This is a genomic window from Pseudomonas sp. LBUM1664 (assembly GCF_059695895.1).
Genome location: NZ_CP166791.1, coordinates 6335197 through 6360363, shown reverse-complemented (window position 1 = coordinate 6360363; position 25167 = coordinate 6335197). Strand labels below are relative to the sequence as shown.

20 protein-coding genes are annotated in these 25167 nt (G+C 61.5%); 10 read left to right on the top strand and 10 right to left on the bottom strand.

Annotation, left to right across the window (positions count from 1 at the left end):
- The first annotated feature begins 54 nt into the window (after nt 1-54).
- The gene (gene nudK / locus ACA047_RS29430; RefSeq protein ID WP_497355486.1) at nt 55-651 is read left to right on the top strand and encodes a GDP-mannose pyrophosphatase NudK; all 597 of its coding nucleotides are present in this window, start codon (nt 55-57) and stop codon (nt 649-651) included.
- 135 nt (nt 652-786) lie between these two features.
- Here nudK and ACA047_RS29425 read toward each other — a convergent pair whose 3' ends face one another.
- On the bottom strand, nt 787-2997 hold the full coding sequence (locus tag ACA047_RS29425) for an LTA synthase family protein (protein WP_497355484.1): 2211 nt from the start codon (nt 2995-2997) through the stop codon (nt 787-789).
- Between the two features lie 243 nt (nt 2998-3240).
- On the opposite strand from ACA047_RS29425, the gene ACA047_RS29420 reads away from it, so the two are divergent.
- The gene (locus ACA047_RS29420) at nt 3241-4143 is read left to right on the top strand and encodes a LysR family transcriptional regulator (protein WP_497355482.1); all 903 of its coding nucleotides are present in this window, start codon (nt 3241-3243) and stop codon (nt 4141-4143) included.
- Between the two features lie 125 nt (nt 4144-4268).
- On the top strand, nt 4269-4895 hold the full coding sequence (locus ACA047_RS29415) for a glutathione S-transferase family protein (RefSeq protein ID WP_497355480.1): 627 nt from the start codon (nt 4269-4271) through the stop codon (nt 4893-4895).
- Nucleotides 4896-5003: 108 nt separating this feature from the next.
- Here ACA047_RS29415 and ACA047_RS29410 read toward each other — a convergent pair whose 3' ends face one another.
- From ACA047_RS29410 to ACA047_RS29375, 8 genes are read right to left on the bottom strand one after another with little or no spacing between them, the layout of a single operon-like run.
- Entirely contained in the window at nt 5004-6134 is a 1131-nt protein-coding gene (locus tag ACA047_RS29410) for a glycosyltransferase family 4 protein (RefSeq protein ID WP_497355478.1), read from the bottom strand.
- Nucleotides 6135-7265 carry a glycosyltransferase family 4 protein gene (locus tag ACA047_RS29405; protein WP_497355476.1) on the bottom strand — a complete coding sequence of 377 codons (1131 nt, stop codon included), beginning with the start codon at nt 7263-7265 and terminating at the stop codon, nt 6135-6137.
- Entirely contained in the window at nt 7256-8623 is a 1368-nt protein-coding gene (locus ACA047_RS29400; protein ID WP_497355474.1) for a glycosyltransferase family 4 protein, read from the bottom strand. Before ACA047_RS29400 ends, ACA047_RS29405 begins: the two co-directional genes overlap by 10 nt.
- Nucleotides 8620-9885 carry an ABC transporter ATP-binding protein gene (locus tag ACA047_RS29395; protein ID WP_497355472.1) on the bottom strand — a complete coding sequence of 422 codons (1266 nt, stop codon included), beginning with the start codon at nt 9883-9885 and terminating at the stop codon, nt 8620-8622. The genes ACA047_RS29400 and ACA047_RS29395 overlap by 4 nt, the downstream gene beginning before the upstream one ends.
- Nucleotides 9885-10682 (bottom strand): ABC transporter permease, encoded by a 798-nt coding sequence (locus tag ACA047_RS29390; protein ID WP_497360586.1) that lies wholly within the window; start codon nt 10680-10682, stop codon nt 9885-9887. The genes ACA047_RS29395 and ACA047_RS29390 overlap by 1 nt, the downstream gene beginning before the upstream one ends.
- Nucleotides 10682-12124, bottom strand: a complete 1443-nt coding sequence (locus ACA047_RS29385) for a mannose-1-phosphate guanylyltransferase/mannose-6-phosphate isomerase (RefSeq protein WP_497355470.1) — start codon at nt 12122-12124, stop codon at nt 10682-10684. Before ACA047_RS29385 ends, ACA047_RS29390 begins: the two co-directional genes overlap by 1 nt.
- Before the next feature lie 3 nt (nt 12125-12127).
- Nucleotides 12128-13096: a GDP-mannose 4,6-dehydratase gene (gmd, locus tag ACA047_RS29380; protein ID WP_497355468.1), complete on the bottom strand. Its 969-nt coding sequence runs from the start codon at nt 13094-13096 to the stop codon at nt 12128-12130.
- Nucleotides 13093-14007, bottom strand: a complete 915-nt coding sequence (locus ACA047_RS29375; protein ID WP_497355466.1) for a GDP-mannose 4,6-dehydratase — start codon at nt 14005-14007, stop codon at nt 13093-13095. Before ACA047_RS29375 ends, gmd begins: the two co-directional genes overlap by 4 nt.
- 426 nt (nt 14008-14433) lie before the next feature.
- On the opposite strand from ACA047_RS29375, the gene ACA047_RS29370 reads away from it, so the two are divergent.
- The 7 genes from ACA047_RS29370 to ACA047_RS29340 all read left to right on the top strand — a co-directional run bounded on the left by ACA047_RS29370 (nt 14434) and on the right by ACA047_RS29340 (nt 23587).
- Nucleotides 14434-16056, top strand: a complete 1623-nt coding sequence (locus tag ACA047_RS29370; protein WP_497355464.1) for a glycosyltransferase — start codon at nt 14434-14436, stop codon at nt 16054-16056.
- Complete coding sequence (locus ACA047_RS29365) at nt 16050-17342, top strand: glycosyltransferase (RefSeq protein WP_497355462.1); 1293 nt, start codon at nt 16050-16052, stop codon at nt 17340-17342. The genes ACA047_RS29370 and ACA047_RS29365 overlap by 7 nt, the downstream gene beginning before the upstream one ends.
- Nucleotides 17343-17350: 8 nt before the next feature.
- A complete protein-coding gene (locus tag ACA047_RS29360; RefSeq protein ID WP_497360584.1) occupies nt 17351-18211 on the top strand; it encodes a class I SAM-dependent methyltransferase in 861 nt (286 codons plus the stop codon).
- Complete coding sequence (locus ACA047_RS29355) at nt 18208-19362, top strand: acyltransferase family protein (RefSeq protein ID WP_497355460.1); 1155 nt, start codon at nt 18208-18210, stop codon at nt 19360-19362. The genes ACA047_RS29360 and ACA047_RS29355 overlap by 4 nt, the downstream gene beginning before the upstream one ends.
- Nucleotides 19356-20186, top strand: a complete 831-nt coding sequence (locus ACA047_RS29350) for a class I SAM-dependent methyltransferase (RefSeq protein WP_497355458.1) — start codon at nt 19356-19358, stop codon at nt 20184-20186. The genes ACA047_RS29355 and ACA047_RS29350 overlap by 7 nt, the downstream gene beginning before the upstream one ends.
- Nucleotides 20187-20256: 70 nt before the next feature.
- Entirely contained in the window at nt 20257-21450 is a 1194-nt protein-coding gene (locus ACA047_RS29345; RefSeq protein WP_497355456.1) for a DUF3142 domain-containing protein, read from the top strand.
- The gene (locus ACA047_RS29340) at nt 21437-23587 is read left to right on the top strand and encodes a hypothetical protein (protein ID WP_497355454.1); all 2151 of its coding nucleotides are present in this window, start codon (nt 21437-21439) and stop codon (nt 23585-23587) included. The genes ACA047_RS29345 and ACA047_RS29340 overlap by 14 nt, the downstream gene beginning before the upstream one ends.
- 59 nt (nt 23588-23646) lie before the next feature.
- On the opposite strand, the gene lpdA is transcribed toward ACA047_RS29340, so the two are convergent.
- Nucleotides 23647-25047 carry a dihydrolipoyl dehydrogenase gene (gene lpdA, locus ACA047_RS29335; RefSeq protein WP_497355452.1) on the bottom strand — a complete coding sequence of 467 codons (1401 nt, stop codon included), beginning with the start codon at nt 25045-25047 and terminating at the stop codon, nt 23647-23649.
- Nucleotides 25048-25167 lie beyond the last annotated feature (120 nt).

Genomic DNA, 25167 nt, shown 5'->3' with positions numbered 1-25167 from the left:
CACCTGTCGGCTCTTCGTCCAGGTCAGCGATTGGGGTTCGAATGGAGTGGGTTAATGACACAGGCAATCAGCATTAAAGATCGCGTACGCATCAAGAACGTCGAAGTGCTCTCGGACAACTGGTACGTGCTGCGCAAAACCACCTACGACTACCTCGGCCGCAACGGTCAGTGGCGTGAGCTGACGCGCGAGACGTATGACCGCGGCAACGGCGCCACCATCCTGCTTTACAGCAAGGCCAAGCAGACCGTGGTCTTGACCCGGCAATTCCGCTTCCCGGCCTTCGTCAACGGGCATGATGATCTGTTGATCGAAACCTGCGCCGGCCTGCTGGATAACGATGATCCGCATACCTGTATCCGCAAGGAAACCCAGGAAGAAACCGGCTATATCATCCAGGACGTGCGCAAGGTGTTCGAAGCCTTCATGAGCCCGGGCTCTGTGACCGAACGTGTGCACTTTTTTGTCGGCGAGTACTTCGACGAGGACAAGCGGCACGAAGGCGGCGGGCTGGAAGCCGAGGGCGAGGAGATCGAGGTGCTGGAGATGTCTCTGGATCAAGCTTTGGGCATGATCCAGAGCGGGGAAATATGCGATGGCAAGACCATCATGCTGTTGCAGTACGCCAAGCTGCATCGGTTGCTGGATTAGCCCCAAGGCTGGTGGTCAGGTGCGGCGCTACATGCGTTCGAGATCATGCGATTGGTTAAATATTGATCAAACATGGTGCTTAACCCTAAAACGTGCAGCCGTGTTCAACGACTGCATGTTTTCGTTGGCGCGGGCTTAGCTGGACTGAGCCTCGCTGTCGTCCTGCATATCGTCCAGGTACTCCGGCTGGTCCATCTGGTCCGGCAGTTCGGTCACGACGCTGAAGTCGCTGATCTCGATGGCGCCCACCCCATGACCGAGCAAATGGAAGGAAAACGCCTTGCGTGTTTGCGGGTTATCGAAACGGATGTTCATCACCAGCGGCTGCTCGGATGTCACCGCCACGTCTGTCGGCAGGTCCATTGCTACATCCTGCTCGAACTCTTTGGCCTTGAGGGAAATATAGGCCGCATGGTCCGCATCCACGGCGCGAATGGTCAGGCTGACGCGGGTCTGTGAACCCTTGGGCATTTCCAGGTACTGGGCGCCGATCAGGTTGTCGGTCCAGTCGTTGGTGACCTGGGCCGGCAGCGGGATTTTATCGGCGCTGCCAAACTGATAATGCTGGTTCAGGGGCGTGCGTAGCAGGGTCTGGTCCAGGGCCGTGGCCCGCGCGCTGATCAGCCTGGCTCGCTGGCCGCTGTATTGCCCGCCGTAGGTGGCGCGGTCAGCGATGAAGCCTGCGCTGGTGTAATAGCGGCAATGCTGCAGGAAATCGCACTCGGTAAAAGTCCCCTTGCCGTCGTGATAGCGCAGCTTGCCGTTGGTGAACGACATGATTTCCCGGCCCGTTGTGTAGTCCCTGAACAGGGAGCGGCCAGACAACGACGTGGGCACCGGGAAACTGAAGTAATCGAGGATCGAGGCGCTCAGGTCCACATGGCCATAGACCCCGGACTTGATCCGGGGCAATGGCTCCGGCGCCAGCGTCAGGTTGAACCCCCAGGACGACGCCAGGCGTACATCGTCGATGCCATGGGACTCGTCCGAGGTGATGACCACCAGGGTGTTTTTCAGAATGCCCTGGCGTTCCAGGCCCGTCAGGAAACTGTCCAGGGCGTCGTCCAGGTAACCCACCGCCGCCTGCTTGGCGGTGTCGTAGCGTTGCAGGTATTCATCCGGTGCGGAGTAGGGCTGGTGCGTGCCGACGGTCAGCAGGGTGAGCATCCAGGGCTTGTCTGCCTGTTGCAGTTGCCCGACATAGTCCAGCGCGCCTTCGAAGAAGGTCTTGTCGTCCTTGCCCCAAGGGAATTCCAGGTAGGCGGGTTTGGTGAACCATTCCATGCCCAGGGTTGTGTCGAAGCCGATGTGCGGCATGATCCGGTCCTTGGCCATGAACCGCAGGCCCGCGCCCTGCAGGAAATGGGTGGAGAAGCCGTTCTGGCGCAATTGGGCCGGTAGGCAGGCTTGGTTGCGATGGGGCTGGTTCAGCATTCCGACGCCCTTGGGCGTGCCGTCGTCGAGTTTGTCGTAATCGCCACACAACATGGCGTACAGGCCGCGGATAGTCTGATGGCTGTGCAGGACGTAATCGGGCGTGTTCATGCCGCGCTCAGCCCAGGCACTGAGGTGCGGCATCAGGTTTTCCTGATAGCTGCTTTTCAACGCCTGGCGGTTGGCGCCCACGTAGGCGCCGGGAATGCCTTCCAGGGCGATGACCAAGACGTTGCGTGCGCGGCCTGGCGCGGCCAGCAGTTTTTGCCCATCGAGGTCCAGCCGGGTAAGGCCCTCCATCGGCGGGACCTGAACCGCGGTATCGCCTTCAAGCCATTGCTGGGCGCGATCCTGCCCGGCGGCGACACCCGCTGTGACGAGTTGATGAGGCAGGTTGAACACGCTCCACTGGTGCGCCTCACTGGGCCGCCAGGATTGCACCGCGCCGTGGGCCAGCAAGAGCAACACGGGCAATGCCCAGGCGTGGCGTGGCAAGCGGGGCGCCAGGTGAGGACGGCCGGCCCATTGCACAATCAGCCAGAACGCCAGCCCCGCCAACAGGATTGTGGCCAGCCAGGGATGGGCGAAGCCACCGCTGGTGGAGTTTTCGACGAATTGCGGGTCGGTCAGGTAATGCACGTCCGATGGGTTGGGCATCCGCCCGACGGCGCTGACCAGCTCGATGCTGGCCAGTGTCAGTGCACTCCAGGCCAGCAACACGGGTAATGCCAGCCACCAGGGACGACGGTAAAGCAGCGCGATCAGCAACCCGCCAATACCCAGGTCCGAAAGATAGCCCAGCGGATCGGACCAGCCGAGCGCCAGGCGCAGGCCCATCGGGACGACTACTACGCATCCGACCAGGGCGATAAGGGCAGCGAGGGGGTGGGTTAAACCGCGGTAAACGTTCACAAAAAGCAGGCCTTTCGGTTGAAGTCAATCCATTGAGCAACACACATAACCCACAAGGGTCTTTCTTCTGGTCATCAAATTGTCATGACGATAAACGCGATGGTACCAAGCGTTACCGCCCATGGCCGGACCAATGTCCTGCACTACGCTGTGGTTCACTTGCGCGGGCCTCTACAATGGCCGTGCGGCGCTGTTTTGAGGCGGGCAGAAAACTTGTATCAGGATTTCTCATCGGGGGGATGGATGGACAGGTTTCAGGAAATGCAGGTTTTTGTCGTCGTTGCCCAGGAGTCGGGTTTTTCAGCGGCCGCGCGGCGTCTGGGCCTGTCAGCGGCCAGCATCACGCGCGCCGTGGCGGCGTTGGAGCAACGCATCGGTACGCCCTTGCTGATACGCACCACGCGCAACGTGTACCTGAGCGAAGCAGGCCAGCGCTTTCTTGAGGACTGTCGCCGCATCCTCACCGATTTGCAGGAAGCCGAGGATTCAGCGGCTGGCAGTCACGCCCAGCCCCGTGGACAACTGACGATTACTGCGCCGGTGTTGTTCGGCCAGTTGTTCGTCACGCCGGTGCTGGTCGATTATCTGCAGCTGTTTGCTGACGTCAGCATCAACGCCTTGCTGCTGGATCGCGTCGTCAGCATGGTCGAGGAGGGCGTAGACGTTGCCGTGCGCATAGGCGAGTTGCCGGACAGCAACCAGCACGCCGTGCGCGTCGGTGAAGTGCGGCAGGTGGTGTGCGGCTCCCCCGATTTTTTGGCTCGCCATGGCCGGCCCCAACACCCGCAGGATCTGGAGCGAATGCCTGTGGTGACGTCCTCGTCCATCGGCCAGATCAAGAACTGGACCTTCGCCGACGCAGGGCAACCGCTGACGGTCCGGCCCACGCCTCGATTGGTGGTGACCGCCAACCAGGCCGCAATCACCGCAGCCTGCCAAGGATTGGGGCTGACGCGGGTTCTGTCTTATCAAATGGCGGGCAACGTCGCGGCCGGTGAACTGGAAATCGTTCTGGCCGATTTCGAACTGCCGCCTCTGCCGATCCATGTGGTGTACCAGGGCGGGCGCAAAGCGCCGGCGCGAGTCCGCAGTTTTGTCGATTTCACTGTCCGCGCCTTGCGGGAACATCCGGCCTTGAAGGGCTGAAGCAGTGTTTCATTTACTGAAATAATGGATTGCGCTTTTGGGTGATTCTGTAGCTTTAAGCTTGAGCGGAAGATGACCCCATCGACGCCGTTCTGCTGATGGCGTCACTTTCAGCGGAGTCGACCATGAACCCCATCAAGCTTTATCACTTCCCGCTTTCTGGCCATGCGCATCGCGTTCAACTGATGCTTTCGCTGCTCGAGTTGCCTGTCGAGGTGGTTTTTATCGACCTGGCCAAGGGCGCGCACAAGCAGGCGGACTTCCTGGCGCTCAATGCGTTTGGTCAAGTACCGGTCATTGACGATGACGGCGTGGTGCTGGCCGACTCCAACGCCATCCTGGTGTACCTGGCGCAAAAATATGGCCAGGGTCGCTGGCTGCCAACGGACCCGGTCGGCGCTGCCCAGGTGCAGCGCTGGTTGTCGGTGGCGGCTGGGCCGCTCCATGCGGGACCGGCCACGGCGCGGCTGATCACGGTGTTCGGCGCGCCATACAACGCCGAGGACGTGATCGCCCGTTCCCATGATTTGCTCAAAGTCATTGATCAGCACTTGAGCAACAGCGCTTATCTGGTGGGCGACGCTGCGACGATTGCCGATATCGCCGGCTATAGCTACATCGCCCATGCACCGGAGGGCAATGTGTCGCTGGAGGACTACGCCCATGTGCGTGCCTGGCTGGCGCGGATCGAAGCCTTGCCGGGGTTCGTGGGCATGCCGCGTACGGTTGTCGGATTACAAAAAAACGCCTGAGAAAAAGCCGAGTGTCTTTGTGGCGAGGGAGCTTGCTCCCTCGCCACAATGGATAGCGTTGTTTCAGTGTCATGATTCTTGCCCAGTATCCGGGCAGTGCGCCTGGTGTTATGCGTAGGAAAGCGCCTTTTCCTCCAGCAACTCCTCATACAGTTGCACCCACTTGCGGCCCATCTCTTCGGAGGTGAACAACTGTCGGTAGCGGGCTTCGGCCCGGACGCCCATTTCTTTGGCCTGGGTCGGGTTGTCCCACAGGGTGCGCATCGCTTCCCGGAAAGCCTCGGGGTTGCTCGGTGGCACCACGAGGCCGGTTTCGTTGTGGATATTGATGTAGCTGGTGCCCGTGCCGATTTCGCTGGAGATCATCGGTTTGCCGTACATCGCGCCTTCGAGCAGGGAAATACCAAAGGCTTCGGAGCGCAGGTGCGAGGGGAACACGATGGCGTAGCTCAACTCCAGCAATGCCACCTTGTCTTCATCCCCCAGGCGTCCGAGGAAGTGCAGGTTGCGCAGGCCCAGTGCCGTGGCCTGAGCGTGCAGTTCTTTTTCCAGCGGGCCGGCCCCGACGATGACCACGGGATAATCCACGCCTTTGAGGGCGTCGAGCAGAATGTGCAAGCCTTTGTAGTAACGCATCACGCCCACGAACAGAAAGAAACGCTCGCCCAGTTTCGCCTTCCATTGCGCCATGCGTTCGGCGTCGGGCTGTGGATAACTGCTTTTGTTCAGGCCGTATGTGATGACCCGGGTTTTATCGGGGTATTGCTTGAGCACATCGCTGGTATGAACATAGTTTGGCGATGCCGCGACGATGCGATCGGCGCCCTTCAGAAAGCGCCGCATCAGAGGCTGATACAACTTCAACAGGTGCCGCTGGCGAACGATGTCCGAATGGTAGGTGACCACGTAGGGTTTTTTCACGGCGCTGAAAAAGTGCACCAGGTCCATGAACGGCCAGGGGAAGTGGTAGTTGATCACGTCTGCTTCGGCGGCCAGCTCGCGAAATTTCTTGAACACACTGTAGGAAAACCCGGTAGAAGCCAGTTGGAAGTCCATCCGGGCCTGATGAACGTCATGCTGTCGGATCTTGATCGGACCTGGGGCCGGATGCTCGCTGAGGGTCAGCACGGTGTTGTCGATGCCCAATCGGTCGCTGCTGTCGCACAGTTGGAAAATGACCTGTTCGATGCCGCCCATGGACTCAGGCAAATAGGTTTTGTAAAAGTGCAGGACTCGCATTCAACCTCCCAAAACCTGGCGATACGCGTGGGCGGTCACCTTCGCGCACCGTTCCCAGGAAAAAAGCGCCGCTTGTTGCAATCCCGCTTCTCGACACGTCTGCCAATGCAGGTGATCTTCCATCAAGCGGCTCATGGCATCGCGCATGCCTTGTGGGTCGTCGGGCTCGCAATAGTCACCGGCGGGCCCGGCCACTTCCGGCATCGCCGAGCAGCGGGTGGTGATCACCGGTGTACCGCTGGCCATGGCTTCGAGCACCGGCAGGCCGAAACCTTCGTAGAGCGACGGGAAGATCAACGCCCGCGCGCCCGCCAACAACTGGGCAACCTGTTCGTCAGGCAGGTAACCCGCCAGACAGACATGGCCGCCGGCCAGAGCGCTTTTCAACTCGTCATTGAGCTGTGCACGCTGCCATCCGCTCATGCCTACGATGAACAAAGGAAAGGCCTGACGCACGGACTCGGGCAGCCCTGCATGGGCGCGCAGGGCCAGCGACAGGTTCTTGCGTGGCTCCAGGGTGCCGACACACAGAAAATATTGTCCCGCCTCCAGGCCATGGGCCTTGAGAACGCCGTCGATAGCCTTGGGGTCGCGTGGGTGGAATCGCGCCGCGACGCCTAACGGAGCGACTCTCAGGCGCTCGGCTGGCAGGCCGAAATGCTGCCGGGCTTCATCGGCGATGAACTGCGAGTCGGTCAGAATCAGTTGTGCCTGTTCCACCGCTCGGGACAACCGTCGCTCGATTTCTTTGAGTCGTGCCGGCGGTTGCGTCTCGGGGTAACGCAGGTGGGTCAGGTCATGCAGGGTCATCACCGTCGGCCCCTCGAAGGCCAGCGGCCACAGGCTGGGTTCGTGGTACAGGTCGATGGCCTGGGAGCGGCCCTGATCGAAGCGTTTCTGTTCCAGCCAGCGCCGCGCCCGATACGCCCCCGGAACCTGCCGAAGAAAGGGCGTAAGCCGCGAATAACCAGGCGTGGCCGCTTGCGGTAGCTGCGAGCTCCAGCCCCAGCCGTGGAACAAGGACAAGTGCACGTCCGGCTCCCGGGCCAGGGCGTTGACCAGTTCCGCCACGTAATGGCCGATGCCGGTACGAGGGGCCTGGAGGATGCGGGCGTTGAGGGCTATCCGCATGCTGTTTCCCTGCCCAGGGCCACTTCGCCGAGGTGCTGCTCGATTCGCTCTACCAGTTGCTCACTGGCCTGGCGCCAGCTCAGCCATTGCCATTGATCGAGGTTGCGATTGGCCGGGAAGGCCCCGGTGTGTTCCATGCCAGCGACCAGGTCCGCCAGACTTTGAGGGTCGTTGAGATCGAAATAGGCCATGAATTCACCGCCGATTTCCCGAAACACTTCGATGTCGCTGCCCATCGCCGGCAAGCCGCGCTGCATGGCTTCGACCAGAGGCAGACCGAAACCTTCCACGTAGGACGGGAACACCAGGGCAGTGGAATGCTGGTAGGCGTGTTCCAGGCTCTGGTCGCAAAGGTCGTTGAACATGAACAGGCGGGTGTTGAGTTGGGGATGACGCCGGATGCGTTCGATCAGGGCCTCGCATTTCCAGCCGACTTTCCCGACGATGCATAACCTCGCCCGTGAGCCGGCGGCCCAGGCGCGTTCGAACGCATCCAGCAGGTAAGCGTGGTTTTTGCGCGGTTCGATGGTGCTGACCATCAGGAACACCGGCTCGGGTTGCTTGAACAGTCGCAGCAAATCCCGGTCGACGGCGCTGGTGGCGTCAATCAGATCCAGCTCGCTGCCCAGGTGAAAATAGTCGAACCAGCGCGCCTGCACCTGCTGCTCGCCAATGCGCCGTACCATCTCCTGGCGAACCTGGTCGCGGATGGTGCTGGAGATGGCGATGTAGCCGTCGGCGGTGCGGGCAATCCAGTCGAACCAATGGTTGAACACCTTGACCAGCCCGGCGTCGCAGAATTGCGGATGGGTCAGGGGAATCAGGTCGTAGATCACCGAAACGATCCCGACGCCATCGCGCTTGAGCTGTTCGGCCAAGGGAAAGAAATCGGCGTGCCAGGAAGAGTCCAGCAGCACCAGTTGATCGCCGGCCCGATGCTCCAGCGGCACGCTGCGCGCCGGCACGGGCTTACGTTTGAGGAGGCGATCGAGCACTCGAATCGGGATGCTCAGGCAACCCAGGGCGAACAGCCGGCAGCCCACGTATAAAACGCGGCGAGCCCACAGCGACTGGCTGAAGGGGCGCCGCCGCTCGAGGGTCCGGTGCCTGAGCCAGAACAGGTTGGCGAATTGCTCCAGCCGCACTCGCAGGCTGACCAGGTCCAAGCCCTTTGTGGGCAGCGGCGCGAGGCTTTTGACCTCGTACAGCTTGCCTTGCAGGATCACCACAGGAATGCATTCGCGTTCTCGGTCCTTGGCTGGCAGTTCGCGGATGACGTTGCGCACCACCCGCTGAATCCCGGAATTGGCATTCGGGTGTTCGTACACATAAGTGCACTCCACCAGCAGGCGGGTCATGGCAACTCCTTTTGCGGCAACGCTTGGACGGCGGGTTGGCTCGAGCGCTGAATACTGGTTCGGGCCTGGAGCCACGAACAACCGACGAAATCCTCCTGACGATTGTTGATGACGTGAAACACCAGCCCATAATCGCGCCATTCGAAATTGCGGTCCAGGTGCGAATCCAGCCGCGACAGACTCAACGCGACGGAGTAATTGCCCTTGCCCAGGCGCATGTCGAAACTGAAGCGGAAGGTGACCTGTTCGCCGGCCTTGAGGTCGGTCACGGCTTTGTCCTGGCGATGGGTGTTGATGCCGTACATGGGCTGGCCGAGGCGATCCTTGATCAGGAAACCCAGCACCAATCGCTCGATGTCCTGGCGGATTTCAACCCGGACCTGCAACACCATGGGCTGGCCGATTTCGGCCACTTCCACCGGCTGCCCCTGGCTGTTGAGCAGTTGTACATCGAGAATACCGGCCTCGCCGGTGCCGGAAATGGTGCGCACCTGACCGTTGGCAAGCATTTCCTGGCGCACCACCTGGCCCTCGCGCTGGGCCAGCATCGCATTGTAGTAATCCATCACTTCTTCGGGTTTGCCGCGCATGGCCATGCGCCCGTTTTCCAGCAGGATGGCGGTGTCGCAGATCGACTGGATCGCCGAACGGTCGTGGGACACGATCAGCAACGTGGTACCGGCCTTGCGAAAGCTGCGGATGCGTTCGAAGCTCTTGTGCTGGAAGTAGGCATCGCCCACCGACAGGGCTTCGTCGACGATCAGGATATCCGGGCGTCGCGCCGTGGCGACGCTGAAGGCCAGGCGCATCTGCATGCCGCTGGAATAGGTACGCACCGGTTGGTCGATGGCCTCGCCGATTTCGGCAAACCCTTCGATCTCGGGCATCAATGCTTCGATTTCCTCCACCTGCATGCCCAGTAACTGACCGGCCATGAAGGCGTTCTGGCGGCCCGTGAAGTCCGGGTGAAAGCCCATGCCCAATTCCAGCAACGCGGCGACGCGGCCGTGCAGTTGAATGTGGCCACAGGTGGGTTGGGTGGTGCCGGTGATCATCTTGAGCAACGTGCTTTTACCGGCGCCGTTGACTCCGACGATGCCGACGGCTTCCCCCGGCTGGATCTCGAAATCGACACCCTGCAGGACCCAGTGCAGCTGATGACGCTGGCGGGAAAAGGGTATCAGCCATTCGAACAGCCGGCTCCAGCGGTTCGGGTACTGCTTGTAAGCCTTGCCCAGGCCAGTGACGCGTAGATGTCCCATCAGAGTTCGTCCACCATTTCACCGCCGCGCCGGCGAAACATCCGCAAGCCTGTGACGCACAACAGCAGAGCGATGACCAGCAGCGGGGTCAGGGAACTCCAGACCGGCCACTGGTTGTAGAGAAACAGGTTCTGGTAGCTCTGCATCAGGGCTGTCATGGGGTTCAGGGCAAGCAGTTGCTGGATCGTCGGCGGAAGGATCGTCATTGGGTAAACGATCGGCGTGAGCCAGAACCAGAATTGCAGGCAGATGCCGAACAACTGCCCGACATCGCGGAAAAACACATTGAGAATCCCCAGCAACATACCCAGCCCGGCCGCGAACATCACCTGCAGGACCAGCAACGGCACCAAGGCCAGCAAAGCCATGCCCGGCCAGCGCCCGGTGATCAACAGGAAACCGAGAAACAGCCCGAGGATGATCGCGAAGTTGATCCCGGCGTTGAACAGCACGATCACCGGCAGGCAGATCCTGGGGAAGCTGATCTTCTTCAGCAGATTGGCGTTTTCCAGGAACATGCCCTGGCTGCGGGTGGTGATTTCAGCGAACAACCCCCAGGTCAGCAGCCCGGCGCAGAGGTAAACGCTGTAGGCCATGCCGTCGTCTACCCCGGGTAGGCGAGCGCGCATGATGTGGGAAAAAATCACCGTGTAGACGATGATCATCGACAGCGGATTGAGCACGGTCCACAGGGCGCCGAACAACGAGTTGCGATACCGCGCCTGGAACTCGCGCTTGACGCTGCCCAGCACGAAGCCGCGGTAGCTCCACAGTGCGCGTTGAAAAGTCAGCAGCATCATACGGCCCTGCCGTAGTGATCCTCGAAGCGAACGATGTCATCTTCTCCCAGGTATTCGCCGCTCTGGACTTCGATGATCACCAGGTCGATGACACCGGGGTTTTCCAGGCGATGCTTGTGGCCGGCAGGGATAAAGGTCGACTCGTTCTTGGCCACCAGGTGCGAGCCCGAGCCGTTGTTGGTGACCTTGGCCATGCCCTCGACCACCACCCAATGTTCGTTGCGGTGATGGTGCATTTGCAGCGACAGCGACGCGCCAGGCTTGACCACGATGCGCTTGATCTTGAAACGCGGGCCCTCTTCCAGCACGGTGTAACTGCCCCATGGCCGGCTGACCGTGCGGTGCAGGCGATAGGCTTCGTGCTCCTTGTCCTTGAGTTGCCGGGCCACGCGCCGGACGTCCTGGGCGCGGTCGGCGTGGGCCACCAGCACGGCGTCGGCGGTGTCGATGATGATCAGGTTGTCCACGCCCAGGGCGGCCACCAAGCGGCCTTCGCTCTGGACGAAGTTGTTCTGGCTATCAATGAACAAGGCTTCGCCCGTGGCGCGGTTGTTCTGGGCGTCGGCGGGCACCAGGCCGGCGATGGCGCTCCAGGAACCGATATCGCTCCAGTCGAATGCGGCGGGGATCACCACGACGTTGGCGGAGCGTTCCATCAGGGCATAGTCGATGGAAATGTCCGGCATTTCGGCGAAATGCGTCGCGGACAATTCCTGCTGCACACAGCCTGAGGTTTCCACGGCCGCGCTGGCCGTCATGCAGGCACGCGCCTGTTCCAAAAGCTCAGGTGCGTGGGTTTGCAGCTCCGCCAGCAGGGTTTTGACTGAAAAGCAGAACATGCCCGAATTCCACAGGAACCGGCCGCTTTCCAGATAATGCGTGGCGGTTTGCAAGTCGGGTTTTTCGACGAAACGTACGACCTTGGCCGCACCCTTGGTATCCAGGGGATTGCCCCGTTCGATATAGCCGAAACCGGTTTGCGGTGTCGTGGGCAGTACGCCGAAGGTCACCAGGTGGCCGCTTTTGGCCAGCTGCGTCGCATGCTCCACTGAAGCCTTGAAGGCGGCCTCGTCCTGGATCAGGTGGTCGGCGGGCATCACCACCAAAATAGCCTCGTCACCGTGCAGGGCCTGCACCGCGAGGGTAGCCGCAGCAATGGCGGGCGCGGTGTTGCGGCCGGTTGGTTCCAGTACGAAGTGGCCGCGAAAGCGTTCCAGGTGGGCGCTTTGGTAGTGGTCGCGGCTCTGGAAGTAGTACTCGCGATTGGTGACCGTGACGATGTCGCCCCGGCCGTCGAACAATCCGGCGGCGCGTCGGTAGGTCTTGCCCAGCAGTGACTGGCCGTCAGGCAAAATCATGAACGGTTTGGGATGGCCCTCGCGGGACACCGGCCACAACCTGGTCCCGGCACCGCCGGAGAGAATCACGGGAATGAGCATGGCCTACTCCTTGGCGACGCGTTTCATGTCCGCGTCCATCATCATGCGGATCAGGGTATCGAGGTCGGTCCTGGGCTTCCAGCCCAGTACTCTTTGCGCTTTGGCTGGGTTGCCAAGCAAGACTTCGACTTCGGCCGGGCGGAAAAACGCCGGGTCGATCTTCACGAAGTCACGGTAGTCCAGGTCGACATGTTCGAAGGCAATTCTGCACATCTCGCGCACGGTGGTGGTGATGCCGGTGGCCACCACGTAATCGTCGGGTTTGTCCTGTTGCAACATCAACCACATGGCCTCGACGTAATCACCAGCAAAGCCCCAGTCACGCTTGGCGTCGATATTGCCCAGGCGCAGCTCTTGTTGCTTGCCCTGCTTGATGCGCGCCGCGGCGTCGGTGACCTTGCGGGTCACGAACTCGATGCCGCGCAGGGGCGATTCGTGGTTGAACAGGATGCCGCTGCTGGCATGCAGGCCGAAGCTTTCACGGTAGTTGACGGTGATCCAGTGGCCGTACAGTTTTGCCACGCCGTAGGGGCTGCGCGGGTAAAACGGCGTGTGTTCGTCCTGTTGCTCGGCCTGGATCAGGCCGAACATTTCGCTAGTGGACGCCTGGTAGAAACGGGTGTGTGGGCTGAACTGGCGAATGGCTTCGAGCAGGTGCGTGACCCCCAGCCCGTCGACGATGCCAGTGGTCACCGGCTGGTCCCACGAGGCAGCGACGAAACTTTGCGCGGCCAGGTTGTACACCTCGTCCGGGGCTGACTTGATCACCGCCCGTTGCACCGAGCAGGCGTCGGCCATGTCGCCGTCCAGGTAAATGATGTCTTGCTCGATGCCCGTCTCGCGCAGCCGCCAGCGCGAGTCGCTGCTTCGTCGCGCCACCAGGCCATGGACTCTGTAACCCTTGTCGAGCAGCAATTTGGCCAGATACGCGCCGTCCTGGCCGGTGATCCCAGTGATCAATGCACTTTTCATTCTTCTTGTACCCGTATCTCCCAGTCGGACAGGATCGCCCGCAAGGATTGTTGTGTTGTTGTTTCTGGCGTCCATCCGGTGGCCTGTTGGAGCTTGGCAGGGCTACCACAGACGCGACGCTGTTCTGCGCGGCGAAGACGCGCAGGGTCCTGGACCAGTTGCACATCGACCTGGGCGATGTCGGCCAGTTGTTCAATCAGGCCGCGAATGCTTTGCTCGCGGCCCGAGCTGATGTTGTAGGTCTGCCCTGGGATGCCTTTGTCCAGCAAGGCCAGGTAGGCCGAGATCACATCGCCGACATCGAGGAAATCGCGGGTCACGTCAATGTCGCCCACTTGCAGCTGGGCCGGTTGCAGGCCCTGCTTGATACGGCTGATTTGCCGGGCGGCGCTGGCGATGACGAAGCTGTCCTTCTGCCCGGTGCCGATGTGATTGAAAGGCCGGGCCACAAGTACCGGCCAACCTTCGCTCATGCCCCATTGCAGGCTCAGCAGTTCGGCCGAAAGCTTGCTCACGGCATAAGGGTTGCGCGGGGCGGGAGGTTGCAGTTCGGTAATGGGCAGCTGGTGTTCACTGACCTGGCCGTAGACATCACCGGAGCTGACGTACAGAAACGTTCCGGTGAACCCCCGGGCCTTGAGGGCCTGGAGAAGATTCAAAGTGCCAAGCAGGTTGATTTGCAGGGTGCGGGCCGGATCGCGAAAGGCTTCGGGGACAAACGTCTGGCCCGCCAGATGGATCACGGCATCGGGAATTTCGGGCCAGAGGCCTTCGAGGGTCTTGTTGTCCGTCAGATCATAGCGAGCGGCAACAGGCATCACTCGCCACGCTGAATCGGGGGTATCCAGGCGAGATTTGATGTGACGTCCCACGAAACCGCCGAGGCCCGTGACGAACAGACGTTTTTTCAAGCTCCAGCCCCTTTGATGAAGGCTTCGTCTATTGCGGATCGAGTGGGAAATTTCCGTAAGGCCGGGGAAAGCACCACGCAACGATCAGCCCAGAGAAGCGATTGTTGTATTTGTTTGATTGCCAATTTGTGCCAATTTCGATGCAATTTCAACAGGGCAAACCGTGACTGGTCAGTTCTCATATTTTCAGCCGGTTTATTCTCGCCGGGCGGTTCACGAACCCTTGGCGGATGTGTTTAGAATGCCCCTCGTCACGATGCCCCCCGGTTCTGATTTTCGAGTCGAAACGCGGGCAAGGGGGCCACAAAAAAACAAGAACGAGACGGGTAAGAAGACGATCGACGAGCGCGGCCAAGGCCGGTTCGATTCGTGAATCGACCGTCGTGAAGTGGGGCTGCCGGGATGGTGGCTCCATGCTGGGGCGCCATGAACTTCATTCTGTACTCGGATGTAAACGATTCCTCCATCAGCCAGAGCCTCGGTCGCCCGGAGTACAGCTATTACTTCGTGCTCAAGGCCTATCGGCCCGTGCTCGAAAGCCTGGGCCGGGTGCATGTGGTGTCGTCGGTTGCCGAGGTTGATCCGCTTTATCAAACACTCCAACAGGCCGGGCAGGAGTGCCTGTTTCTCTCGTTCTCACCTCCGCACAAGACGCCCGTTGATCTGCTGTGTCCGATGGTCTGCGTGGTGGCCTGGGAATTCGACTCGATCCCGGCCGAGCACTGGGATGATGACCTGCGCCATGACTGGAGCCGGACGCTGGCCAGCCATGGCCGGGTGATTACCCTGTCCAGCCATACGGCGCAGGCGATTCGCCGTACCTTGGGCGAAGATTTCCCGGTGCTGGTCTTGCCTACCCCCCTGTGGGAGCGCTTCGCGGCGGTTCGGGAGCAATACCCGAGTACGCCCGTCAACCCGGGCACGATCTTGCAGATCAAGGGCTGCATCATCGACAGCCGCCCCCTCGGGCTGTCGGCCGATGGCTTGATCGCGCCGCTCATTGAAGAAGAGCCAGTGGCGGTGCCCGAGCCTCCCCAAGCCCCTGAGCCGGTCATTGAGCCGCCGCCCCTGACTTGGCGGCGTCGCGCATTCATCTCCCGCCATTACCTGCGTGAACTCCTGCGCGCCTTCACCGGTGAGGCCGAGCAGGGGTCGCTCTGGCTGATCAAGCACAATCTGTTGTGCTGGTACCGCGAAGCGGCTCGCGACCTGGTGCCGGTGCCGGTGCGCGTTTCGGTGAGCAGGGTTCTGAGGGGGCCGACAGCGCCGCCGGAGCCGGTGGTGATCGAGCCACCGCCAGAACCCGCGCCACCGGAACACCCCCAGGCGGTTCTGCCGGATACCAGCCAGATCGTAGAAACCGAAGTCAGTGGGGTGGTGTATGTCAGCGTGTTCAACCCTGATGACGGTCGCAAGAACTGGCATCACTTGATCACGGCATTTTGTTGGGCCCTGCGGGACGTCGAGGACGCCACGCTGGTGTTGAAAATGACCCAGAACGACCTGTCGACCTACTACGTCGAGTTGCTCACGCTGTTGTCCCAGCTGTCGCCGTTCAGTTGCCGGGTGGTGGTGATGCACGGTTTTCTGGAGGACGAACAATTCGCCCGGTTGTATGGCGCGGCGAGCTTCTACGTCAATGCTTCCCGTTGTGAAGGGCTGTGCCTGCCGCTGATGGAGTTCATGTCCTGCGGGCGTCCGGCGATTGCACCAGACCACACGGCGATGCGTGACTACATCGACGCCGAGGTGGCTTTTATCGTCCAGTCCAGCCATGAGCCCACCATCTGGCCGGAAGACTCGCGCATTCTTTATCGCACCCTGCGCCATCGGCCCGACTGGGGTTCGTTGAAGCTCGCCTACCAGCAGAGCTACGCCATGGCCCGGCACCAGCCGCAGGCCTACCAGGCCATGGCCTTTGCTGCCAGCGAGCGCATGCGCGGTTATTGCGGTTTCGCCCCGGTGCAGCAACGCCTGGCGGATTTCCTCGCGCCGGGCTGCGACGAAAGGCTGCCGCTCACGGTTCAGGCGGGTGGCGCATCATGCTGATCATCATTTATTCGGAAACCAACCAGAGCAACATTCTGGAGAACCTCGGCAAGCCCGAGTACAGCTACTACTTTGTACTCAAGGAATTCCGCCCGGTGCTGGAGCGGCTGGGGCAGGTCATTGAAGTGACCCGGCCGGACGAAGAGGTCGATCAGCTGTATGCCGATTGTCTGGAGCGCGGCGAAGACTGCCTGTTTCTGTCGTTTTCACCGCCGCATCGCACCGCTGGCCACTACGCCTGCCCGACGATTCCAGTGTTTGCCTGGGAGTTCAGCACTATCCCCACCGAAAGCTGGCAGGGTGAACCCCGGCACGATTGGCGGGTGGTCCTCGGCGCAACCGGCATGGCGATTACCCATTCCAACTTCACGGTCAAAGCCGTACGTGACGTGATGGGGGCGGATTTCCCCATCGTCGCCATCGCGGCGCCGGTATGGGACCGCTTTGCGGCCCGCGGCGCGGTGCTGGCGCAAAGGCCGACGGTCGATCACATGTGCCTGCAATTGCGTGGCCTGTTGATCGACAGCCGCACCACTGACCTGCGGCCCTACGGCCCGCTGGCGCATCGGGCCGGTACTCCGCTGGTCCTTGACGGCCCGGCCCAGGATTGCGAGTTGCTGCTGGACGGCGTGATCTATACCTCGGTGTTCAACCCCTACGACGGGCGTAAGAACTGGAAGGACATGATCAGCGCCTTTTGCACCACGTTCCGCGATGTTCCCGACGCAACCCTGGTGCTCAAGCTGACCCACCACGACGTCACCGACGCGCTCAACGACATGCTGCACCACGTCTACAAGAACCAATCGTACCGTTGTCGCATCGTGCTGATTCACGGTTACCTCGCGGACGCGGACTACGAGCGGCTGGTGGAAGCTACCCGGTACGTGGTGAACAGTTCCTACGGTGAAGGGCAGTGCTTGCCGTTGATGGAGTTCATGTCTTGCGGTCGTCCGGCGATTGCCCCGTTGAACACGGCGATGGCCGATTACATCGATCACGACAATGCCTTCGTGGTCGATTCCACCGAAGAGTTGACCGCCTGGCCCCACGACCCGCGTGCGGCGTTCCGTACCCTGCGCTACGTCACCGATTGGGACTCGCTGTGCTCGGCCTATCGCGCCAGTTATGACGTGGCCAAAAACGACCCCGAGCGTTATCGCCGCATGTCCGCCCATGCCGTGCGCAGCCTGGAGGCGTTCTGCAGCCAAGCCAATGCCGAGCAGCGTCTACGGGCGTTTTTCGAACAGGTAGCTGAGCGGCGCCGGAGCGCCCAGCAGCCATGATCCAGCGAATGCTTGCCTGGCTCAGGCCACCGGTCGAACCCGCACAGCCCTCGACGGGCGCTGTTTCACCCCGTGATGCCGGCCTACACGACGCGTTACTCGATGGCTGGTTTCGCAATGAAACTGGCGAGTTGCTCAAAGGTTTTGCCATCGGGGCCGACGACACCTTGCTGGACGTGGGGTGCGGGGAGGGCGTGGCGACGCTGTTTGCGGTGCGCCAGGGCGCGTCGGTGATTTTTACCGACAGCCAGCACGACAAGGTGCGCGACCTGGCCCGCCAGGTCGAGGCCCAGACCGCCGCGCCGTTTCTGGGCCTGGTCAGCAACAGCCTGCCGTTGCCCCTGGCCGCTGGCTGCGCGAACAAAATCGTCTGCATGGAGGTGCTCGAGCATATCCACGAACCAGAGCCATTCATGGCTGAATTGGTGCGCATGGGCCGGCCAGGAGCCCAGTATTTGCTCAGCGTACCGGCGCCGGTGGGCGAGCATTTGCAGCAAGGCATCGCGCCGGCGGGCTACTTTCAATCACCCAACCATGTGCAGATTTTCAGTGCCGAACGATTTGCCGCATTGGTGGAGGACGCCGGGCTGGTGATCGAGCATCGCCAGGCCAGCGGATTTTTCTGGGTCATGGGCATGATTTTCTTCTGGGCCAGTGAGCAGGCGGCCGGACGGCACCTCGATGGCGCCGTGCGCGACCGTATCCAGGCGCCGTTCCCAGCGCTGATGGAGCGCTGGGCGAGTGTCTGGCAAGACTTGCTGGCGCAACCCGATGGCTTGGCGATCAAACAGATACTCGACCGATTCATGCCCAAGAGCCAGGTCATCATTGCCCGCAAACCCGATCCTTTGTCCGGGAGCCCATCATGAGCAGCAAGCGAATCATGGACATCGAATTGCTGCGCGCCGTTGCGGTGATGGGCGTGCTGTTCCATCACATACAAAGCATGCCGTTCCCGGGCGGATGGCCGCGCCTGGCGGCCACGGCCGACAGCTTTCAGCTGTGGTGGGGCGTGGACCTGTTTTTTGCCATATCGGGATTTGTCATCGGGCGCAGCCTGATCCCGCAATTGCGCCGCTGCGACAGCCCACGGCAATTCTGGGCCGTTACCCGGGAATTCTGGATTCGTCGGGCGTTTCGCCTGTTGCCGTCGGCCTGGCTCTGGTTGGCGCTGGTGCTGTTTGCGGTGTTTTTCCTGAACCGTTCCGGCGCGTTCGGTAGCGTGCAAGCCAACCTGCAAGCGACCCTGGCCGGGTTTCTGCAGTTTGCCAACCTGCGCTTTGCCGATGCGTTCATGCGTTATGAATACGGGGCGAGCTTCGTGTACTGGACGCTTTCGCTGGAAGAGCAGTTCTATTTGATTCTGCCGCTGCTGGTGTTCGTCTCGCGCCGGTATCTGGTTTGGGTGTTGCTGGCGGTGGTGCTGGTGCAGTTTTTCACCTGGCGGGCGCTGTGGCTGTCGGTCATCCGTACCGATGCCCTGGCCCTCGGCGTGTTGCTGTCGATCTGGAGCCTGCGCCCCGGTTACTGGCGGTTCGAACCCAAGTGGTTGCGCTGGCCCGGGCTGGGCGTGTTGCTGATGGTAGCAGCGGGGAGCGTGATGGCCTGGATTGCGACCGAGCACTTCAATTTTTCGTTCTATCGCTTCGGGGTCATCGCGGTATGCAGTGCGCTGCTGGTCTGGGTTGCCTCCTATGATCGGGATTATCTGTTGCCTCGCAGCCGGCTGAAAACGGCGCTGACCTGGCTCGGCAGTCGTTCCTACGGGATCTACCTGATCCACATCCCGGTGTTTTTCCTGCTGCGCGAGCTGTGGTTTCGTTTCGCCCCGTTGGGGTCGCAGGACGTGGCGAGCCATCCGTGGCTGGTCCTGACCTGTGCCTTATTGCTGATCGGGCTGTTGAGTGAGCTCAATTACCGGTGGGTGGAAATGCCCATGCGCAATCGTGGTGCTCAACTGGTTGCACGCCTGTCCGCCGCCCGAACCGTCCTTCCCGTCTCTGGAGCCCCTTCATGCTGAGCCTTTTGAAGAAACTCACCGCGGGCACCCCTGCGCCTGCGCCCGTCGAGCCGGTGGCCGCCAGGGTCGACCCGTACATGCTCGGGCTTTACGATGCGAAGCTCAGCGGCTGGTTCAACCAGGAGACAGACGAGCTGTTTACCGGTTTTCAGGTGAGGCCTGAAGACACGCTGCTGGACGTTGGCTGCGGCGACGGCGGTAACGTGCATTTTTGCGGTATGCGCGGGGCGAAGATCATCATTGCCGATATCGATGCGGCCAAGGTCGAGGCCACACGCCAGCGCTTGAGCGACACGCCGGCGCGGGACATCGAATGCCACGTGACCGACTGCAACCCGCTGCCCATTGCCGACGCCACGGCTACCCGCGTGGTGTCCACCGAAGTCATTGAGCACGTCGACGACCCGGCGCAGTTTCTCGCTGAGCTGGTGCGGGTCGGTCGGCCCGGCGCGTTGTACCTGTTGAGCGTGCCGCACCCCAGCTCCGAAGACCTGCAAAAAGACATCGCCGCGCCGGAGTATTTCCAGAAGCCCAACCACATTCGCATCATCAGCGAAGCGCAGTTCAAGGCGATGGTCAGCGAGGCCGGATTGGAGGTGTTGAGCCACAGCCAGTACGGTTTCTACTGGTCGATGTGGATGATGTTGTTCTGGGAGGCCAAGGTCGATTTCAGCAACGCCGACCACCCGATGCTCAACCATTGGGCCGACACCTGGCAAGCGGTGCTGGATTCGCCACGAGGCGCACAGATCAAACAGGCGCTGGACGCTGTGGTGGCCAAGAGTCAGGTGATTATTGCGCGTAAGCCTGGTGCCGTTTCATAGCACACTCGCCACAGTTTTCGGTTCGGCCCAGGAGGCGGTAATCTGCCAGCCTTTTGGGTGGTGAGGTTTCATGACTTTTCTTTTCCGGCTATCGCTGGCCCTCGCCGCGTTGCTGTTGAGCGGTTGCGAGCAGCCCCCGGCCCAGCCCCTCGATCAACAACTTTATATCTGGCAACGCCAGTGGACACCGGCCCACGAACCGGCGCTGCGCCAGAGCCGTGATGATTTTTCCACTCTGCGGGTGCTGGCGTTGCAGGCTTTTCCCGGGGCCGGCTGGAGCCGTGCGCGGATCGATCCGGCCTCGCTCAAGGCTGACGGTCGGCCGCTGATCGCTGTGATTCGCCTGGACGGTCAGCTCAAATCCCTGGCCCAGGACGATGTGATCGCGCAGATCCAACAACTGCTGAGCGACTGGCAAGCACAAGGCCTGAACCCGGTGGGGGTGGAGATCGACCATGACGCGGGTAACGCACGATTGCCGGCTTATGGGACGTTTCTGACCCAGCTGCGGCAGACCTTGCCGGCCACGCTGGGGTTAAGCATCACGGCATTGCCCGCGTGGCTCGACAGCCCCGCGTTGCCAGGACTGTTGGCGACGGTGGACAGCAGCGTGTTGCAGGTCCATGCGGTGAGCGATCCGCGACTGGGGCTGTTCGATCCGAAACAGGCCAGGCTTTGGGCCGAACGCTGGGGCGGCGTCACCCAGCGACCGTTCTACCTGGCCCTGCCGGCCTACGGCGTAGCGCTGCTGACGCAGGAGAGCGGGGTGCCGGTGGTTGAAAGCGAAGTGCCGATTGATCGAGGCGGCGAGCGTCGGGAGCTGCTGGCCGATCCGCAACAGGTGGCCGGGCTGGCGGCAGACCTGCGTGCCAAACCGCCGAAACATCTGGTCGGGCTGATCTGGTTTCGCCTGCCGTTGGTGGGTGACCGGCGCGCCTGGAGCCTGACCACCCTCGCTGCGGTGGCGCGAGGAGACAGGCTGGACAGTCGCCTGGCGTTGCATGTGCAAGAGCAGGGTGGTCTGTACGATATCCGCCTGGTGAATCAGGGCAATCTCGACAGCCCCTGGCCCCAGCGCCTGACGCTGGCGGTCGGCGCCTGTGACGGGGTCGATGCCTTGGCGGGTTATACGTTGCAACAAACCCCCGGACTGCTTACCTTCACCCGCATTCAGGAGGGCCGCTTGGCCGCTGGCGCTCAGCGGGCCGTCGGCTGGGCGCGCTGTACAAAAATTGACCAAGGAGGTTTCAATGTTTACCCGTAAGTGGCCTCGTCGTCTGTTGTGTCTGAGCCTCAGCTTGCCGCTGGGCCAGGCGCTGGCTTGCGGACCGGATTTCCCCATGCGCCTGCTGGATAACCGTGCCCAGTCACTGGCCGAATTGCCCGAGGGCAGCTTTCGCTTCGAGATCAGTCGCCTCGGTCACGCGATTGCCGGGCTGAAGCTGGCCACCGATGCGACGCGCAACCCGGATTACAGCTATGACGATATGGCTTCCTACGTTGAACAACGCAAAACGGCCGAACAAATCGGCCTGACCCCGCCGCAGCAAGCGGTGGTGGAACGTCTGCGGGCGCTGACCGATGTCGAGCAGGTCGCCACCGAAGCTGCAAACCTGCCTGCCGAACTGCGCCTGTACGCGGTCGGCGCCGCGGCCTTTAACGCCGGCGAGCATCAACGGGCCGTGGAGTCCTTCCAGCAGTTGCTGGCATTGCCGGCTGACGAGCGCCGGTTGCGCAGCACCTGGGCCGCGTACTCCCTGGGGCGGGCATTATTTAACCTGAGCACCGAGGCGGGCAGCGACGACCCCGCAGTGTTGCAGGACCAGGCCAGAGAAGCGTTCCGCCAGGCTCGCGAGCTGAGCGTTGCCGGCTTCAGCGACCCGCTGGAACTGGGTGTCGCCAGCCTCGGCGAAGAAGCCCGGGTGGCCTACACCGCTGACGACTGGGGCAGTGCCATCGAACTGTATGCGAGCCAGTCTCTGCAAGGTTCCCAGGTCGGTTACAGCTCGTTGTTGCAACTGGCCGGCGACTTGAGCGCCCAGCCGGATGAGCGCTTGAGCCAATTGCTCAAAGCCAAAGCGGTGCAGCGCTTGGTGACCTCGTATTTGCTCAGCCGTGTCGGTTGGTGGGACGGTGAGGAACCGTCGGGCGAGAAGAGACTTTTCGAACTGTTGCAAGCCAATGCTCAGGTCAACCTGGACAATGCCGACCGCCTGGCGGCTGTGAGCTATCAGCACGGCGATTACGCCAGCGCCAAGGCTCTTGTGGAAAAGGCCGGCGACAGCGGATTGGCCTGGTGGGTGCGAGCCAAACTGGCGCTGCGCGACGGTGACAAGGTCGCCGCGGCTGCGGCGTATGCCAAAGCGGCCCAGGCTTTTCCGAAGGATGAGTCCTGGGGCCAACGACGTACTCCGGATTGGGACTACGAGTCGGTGCAGCCCAAGTGTCGGGTCGAGGGGGAAAGCGCGATCCTGGCCTTGCAACGGGGAGATTACCTGCAAGCCTTCAATCAGCTTTATCGCGGCCAGAGCAACTATTGGTACGACGCCGCCACGGTCGCCGAACGGGTGCTGACGCTGGATGAGCTGAAACAGTACGTCGACGCTCAAGTCCCGGCCCCGCCGCCATTGAGCCAACAGGATCGCGATAATTACGTGCAACTGCCGGTGGCCGCGAGCCTGCGCAATCTGTTGGGTCGTCGCTTGCTGCGCGAAGGGCGCTACGACGAGGCACCGGCTTATTTCGACAACGCTGATCTACAGGACAAGGCCCGGTCCTATGGACAGTTGCGCCAGGATGCGGAGTCCAAGTGGTGGCCAACCCGGCGGGCCGAGGCGTATTTCAATGCGTCCTTGCTAGCGCGTAAATGGGGCATGGAACTGCTCGGCTATGAGATGGCGCCGGATTACGCCACCTTAGGTGGCAGCTATAGCCTGGAACCCGTTGAACTGAAGGTCGGGCCGCTGGTGGCCGAAGGCGAGGTGCAACGCCAGCAGGCTAGCGCCGCGCAACCGGACGTGCGTTATCACTATCGTTTTGTCGCCACCGCGCTGGCGAGCCAGGCGGCCGATCATCTGCCTCACACCAGCCAGGCGTTTGCGGCGGTGTTGTGCAACGCGGTCGGCTACAACTCGAGCCTTAAAGAGCAAAGCGCGTTGTATCAGCGGTACGTCAAGGAAGGGCCATACGTGGATTGGGCCGGAGACTTTGGCCATCAGTGCCCTTCTCCGGAATTCAACAAGGCCGACAAACGCTACGTCACCCAGGCCCTGGAGCCCCTGCGCTCGACGCTTCGGCCCTACAAGGGTTGGTTGCAAATCGGCGGCTTGGTACTGGTGACGGCTGGGGTGCTGGCGTTGATCAGTCGTCGCAAGCGAAGGGCCCGGATGTCGGCCAGTTAAGCTAACAACCCGCCGAACACAGAATGTGGCGAGGGAGCTTGTTCCCTCGCCACAGGTATTCACATCTGCGTTGCCATCCCTTCCACATTCATCGCTGCCTGGCGCAACGCTTCCGAGCGAGTGGGGTGTGGATGGCAGGTCAGGGCGATGTCTTCGGCCGAGGCGCTGAATTCCATGGCCACGCAGTACTCGCCGATCATCTCACTGACGCTTGGGCCTACCAGGTGCACGCCGAGGATTTCGTCGGTACGTTCATCGGCCAATACTTTGGCGAACCCTTCGGTCTCGTGGTTGATCTTCGCCCGGCTGTTGGCCGTGAACGGGAATTTCCCAACCTTGTAGGCGCGGCCTTCAGCCTTGAGCTGTTCCTCGGTCTTGCCGACGCTGGCCAGTTCCGGGCGGGTATAGATGACGCTGGGGATCAGTTCATAGTTGACCTCGCCGGCCTTGCCGACGATCTGTTCGATGCAGGCCATGGCCTCGTCTTCGGCCTTGTGGGCCAGCATCGGCCCGAAGGTTACGTCGCCGATCACCCAAACACCGGGCGCTTCGGTGCGGTGGCCCTTGTTGGCGAGCATGCCGCGTTTGTCGGTGCTCAGCCCGACGTTCGCAAGCCCCAGCCCTTGGGTATAAGGCCGACGGCCAATGGCAACCAGCACGTAATCGGCGTCCAAGGTCTGCACCTCGCCGCCCGCCGCGGGTTCAACCTGCAATTGCACGCCGCTCGCCGAGGAAACGGCGCCAGTGACTTTGGCGCTCAGCTTGAATTGGATGCCCTGTTTGCCCAAAGCCCGTTGCAGGGCTTTGCCGGCTTCGCCGTCCACGCCAGGGCAGATGCGATCAAGGTATTCCACCACTGTCACTTGGGCGCCCAGACGCCGCCAGACCGAACCCAGTTCGAGGCCGATGACGCCTGCGCCGATCACCACCAGATGTCGGGGCACTTCACTCAGGGACAACGCACCGGTGGAGTCCAGGATGCGTTGGTTGTCGATGTTCACACCCGGCAGCGGCGTGGGCTCGGAACCGGTGGCGATGACGATGTCCTTGGCGTTCAGTTCGGTCTTGCTGCCGTCTTCGCCCGTGACAGTCACCTTGCCCGGCCCGTCGATATGGCCCCAGCCCTTGATCCAGTCGACCTTGTTCTTGCGAAACAGAAACTCGATGCCCTTGGTCAGGCCCGCCACGCTCTCGTCCTTTTGCTTCATCATTTGCGCAAGATTGAGGGTGGGTTTGACGTCGATGCCCAGGATGGCGAATTCTGCCCCCATGGCCGCCTCGTACAGTTCCGAGGCATGGAGCAACGCCTTGGAGGGCATGCAGCCGACGTTCAGGCAGGTGCCGCCAAGGGTGGAGCGTCCTTCGACGCAGGCGGCTTTCAACCCCAACTGCCCGGCGCGAATCGCCGCGTTATAGCCGCCGGGGCCGCCGCCCAGAATGATCACGTCGTAGTTGCTCATTGCTGTTCCCTCTCTTGGCCTGATAAAAAATTATGTACGTAATATGTTCGTACCCGCAGATATCGGTCAAGGCTTTAGTCAAGGGGAAGGCGAGGGGCCTGTCATGAAAAATTCAAAACG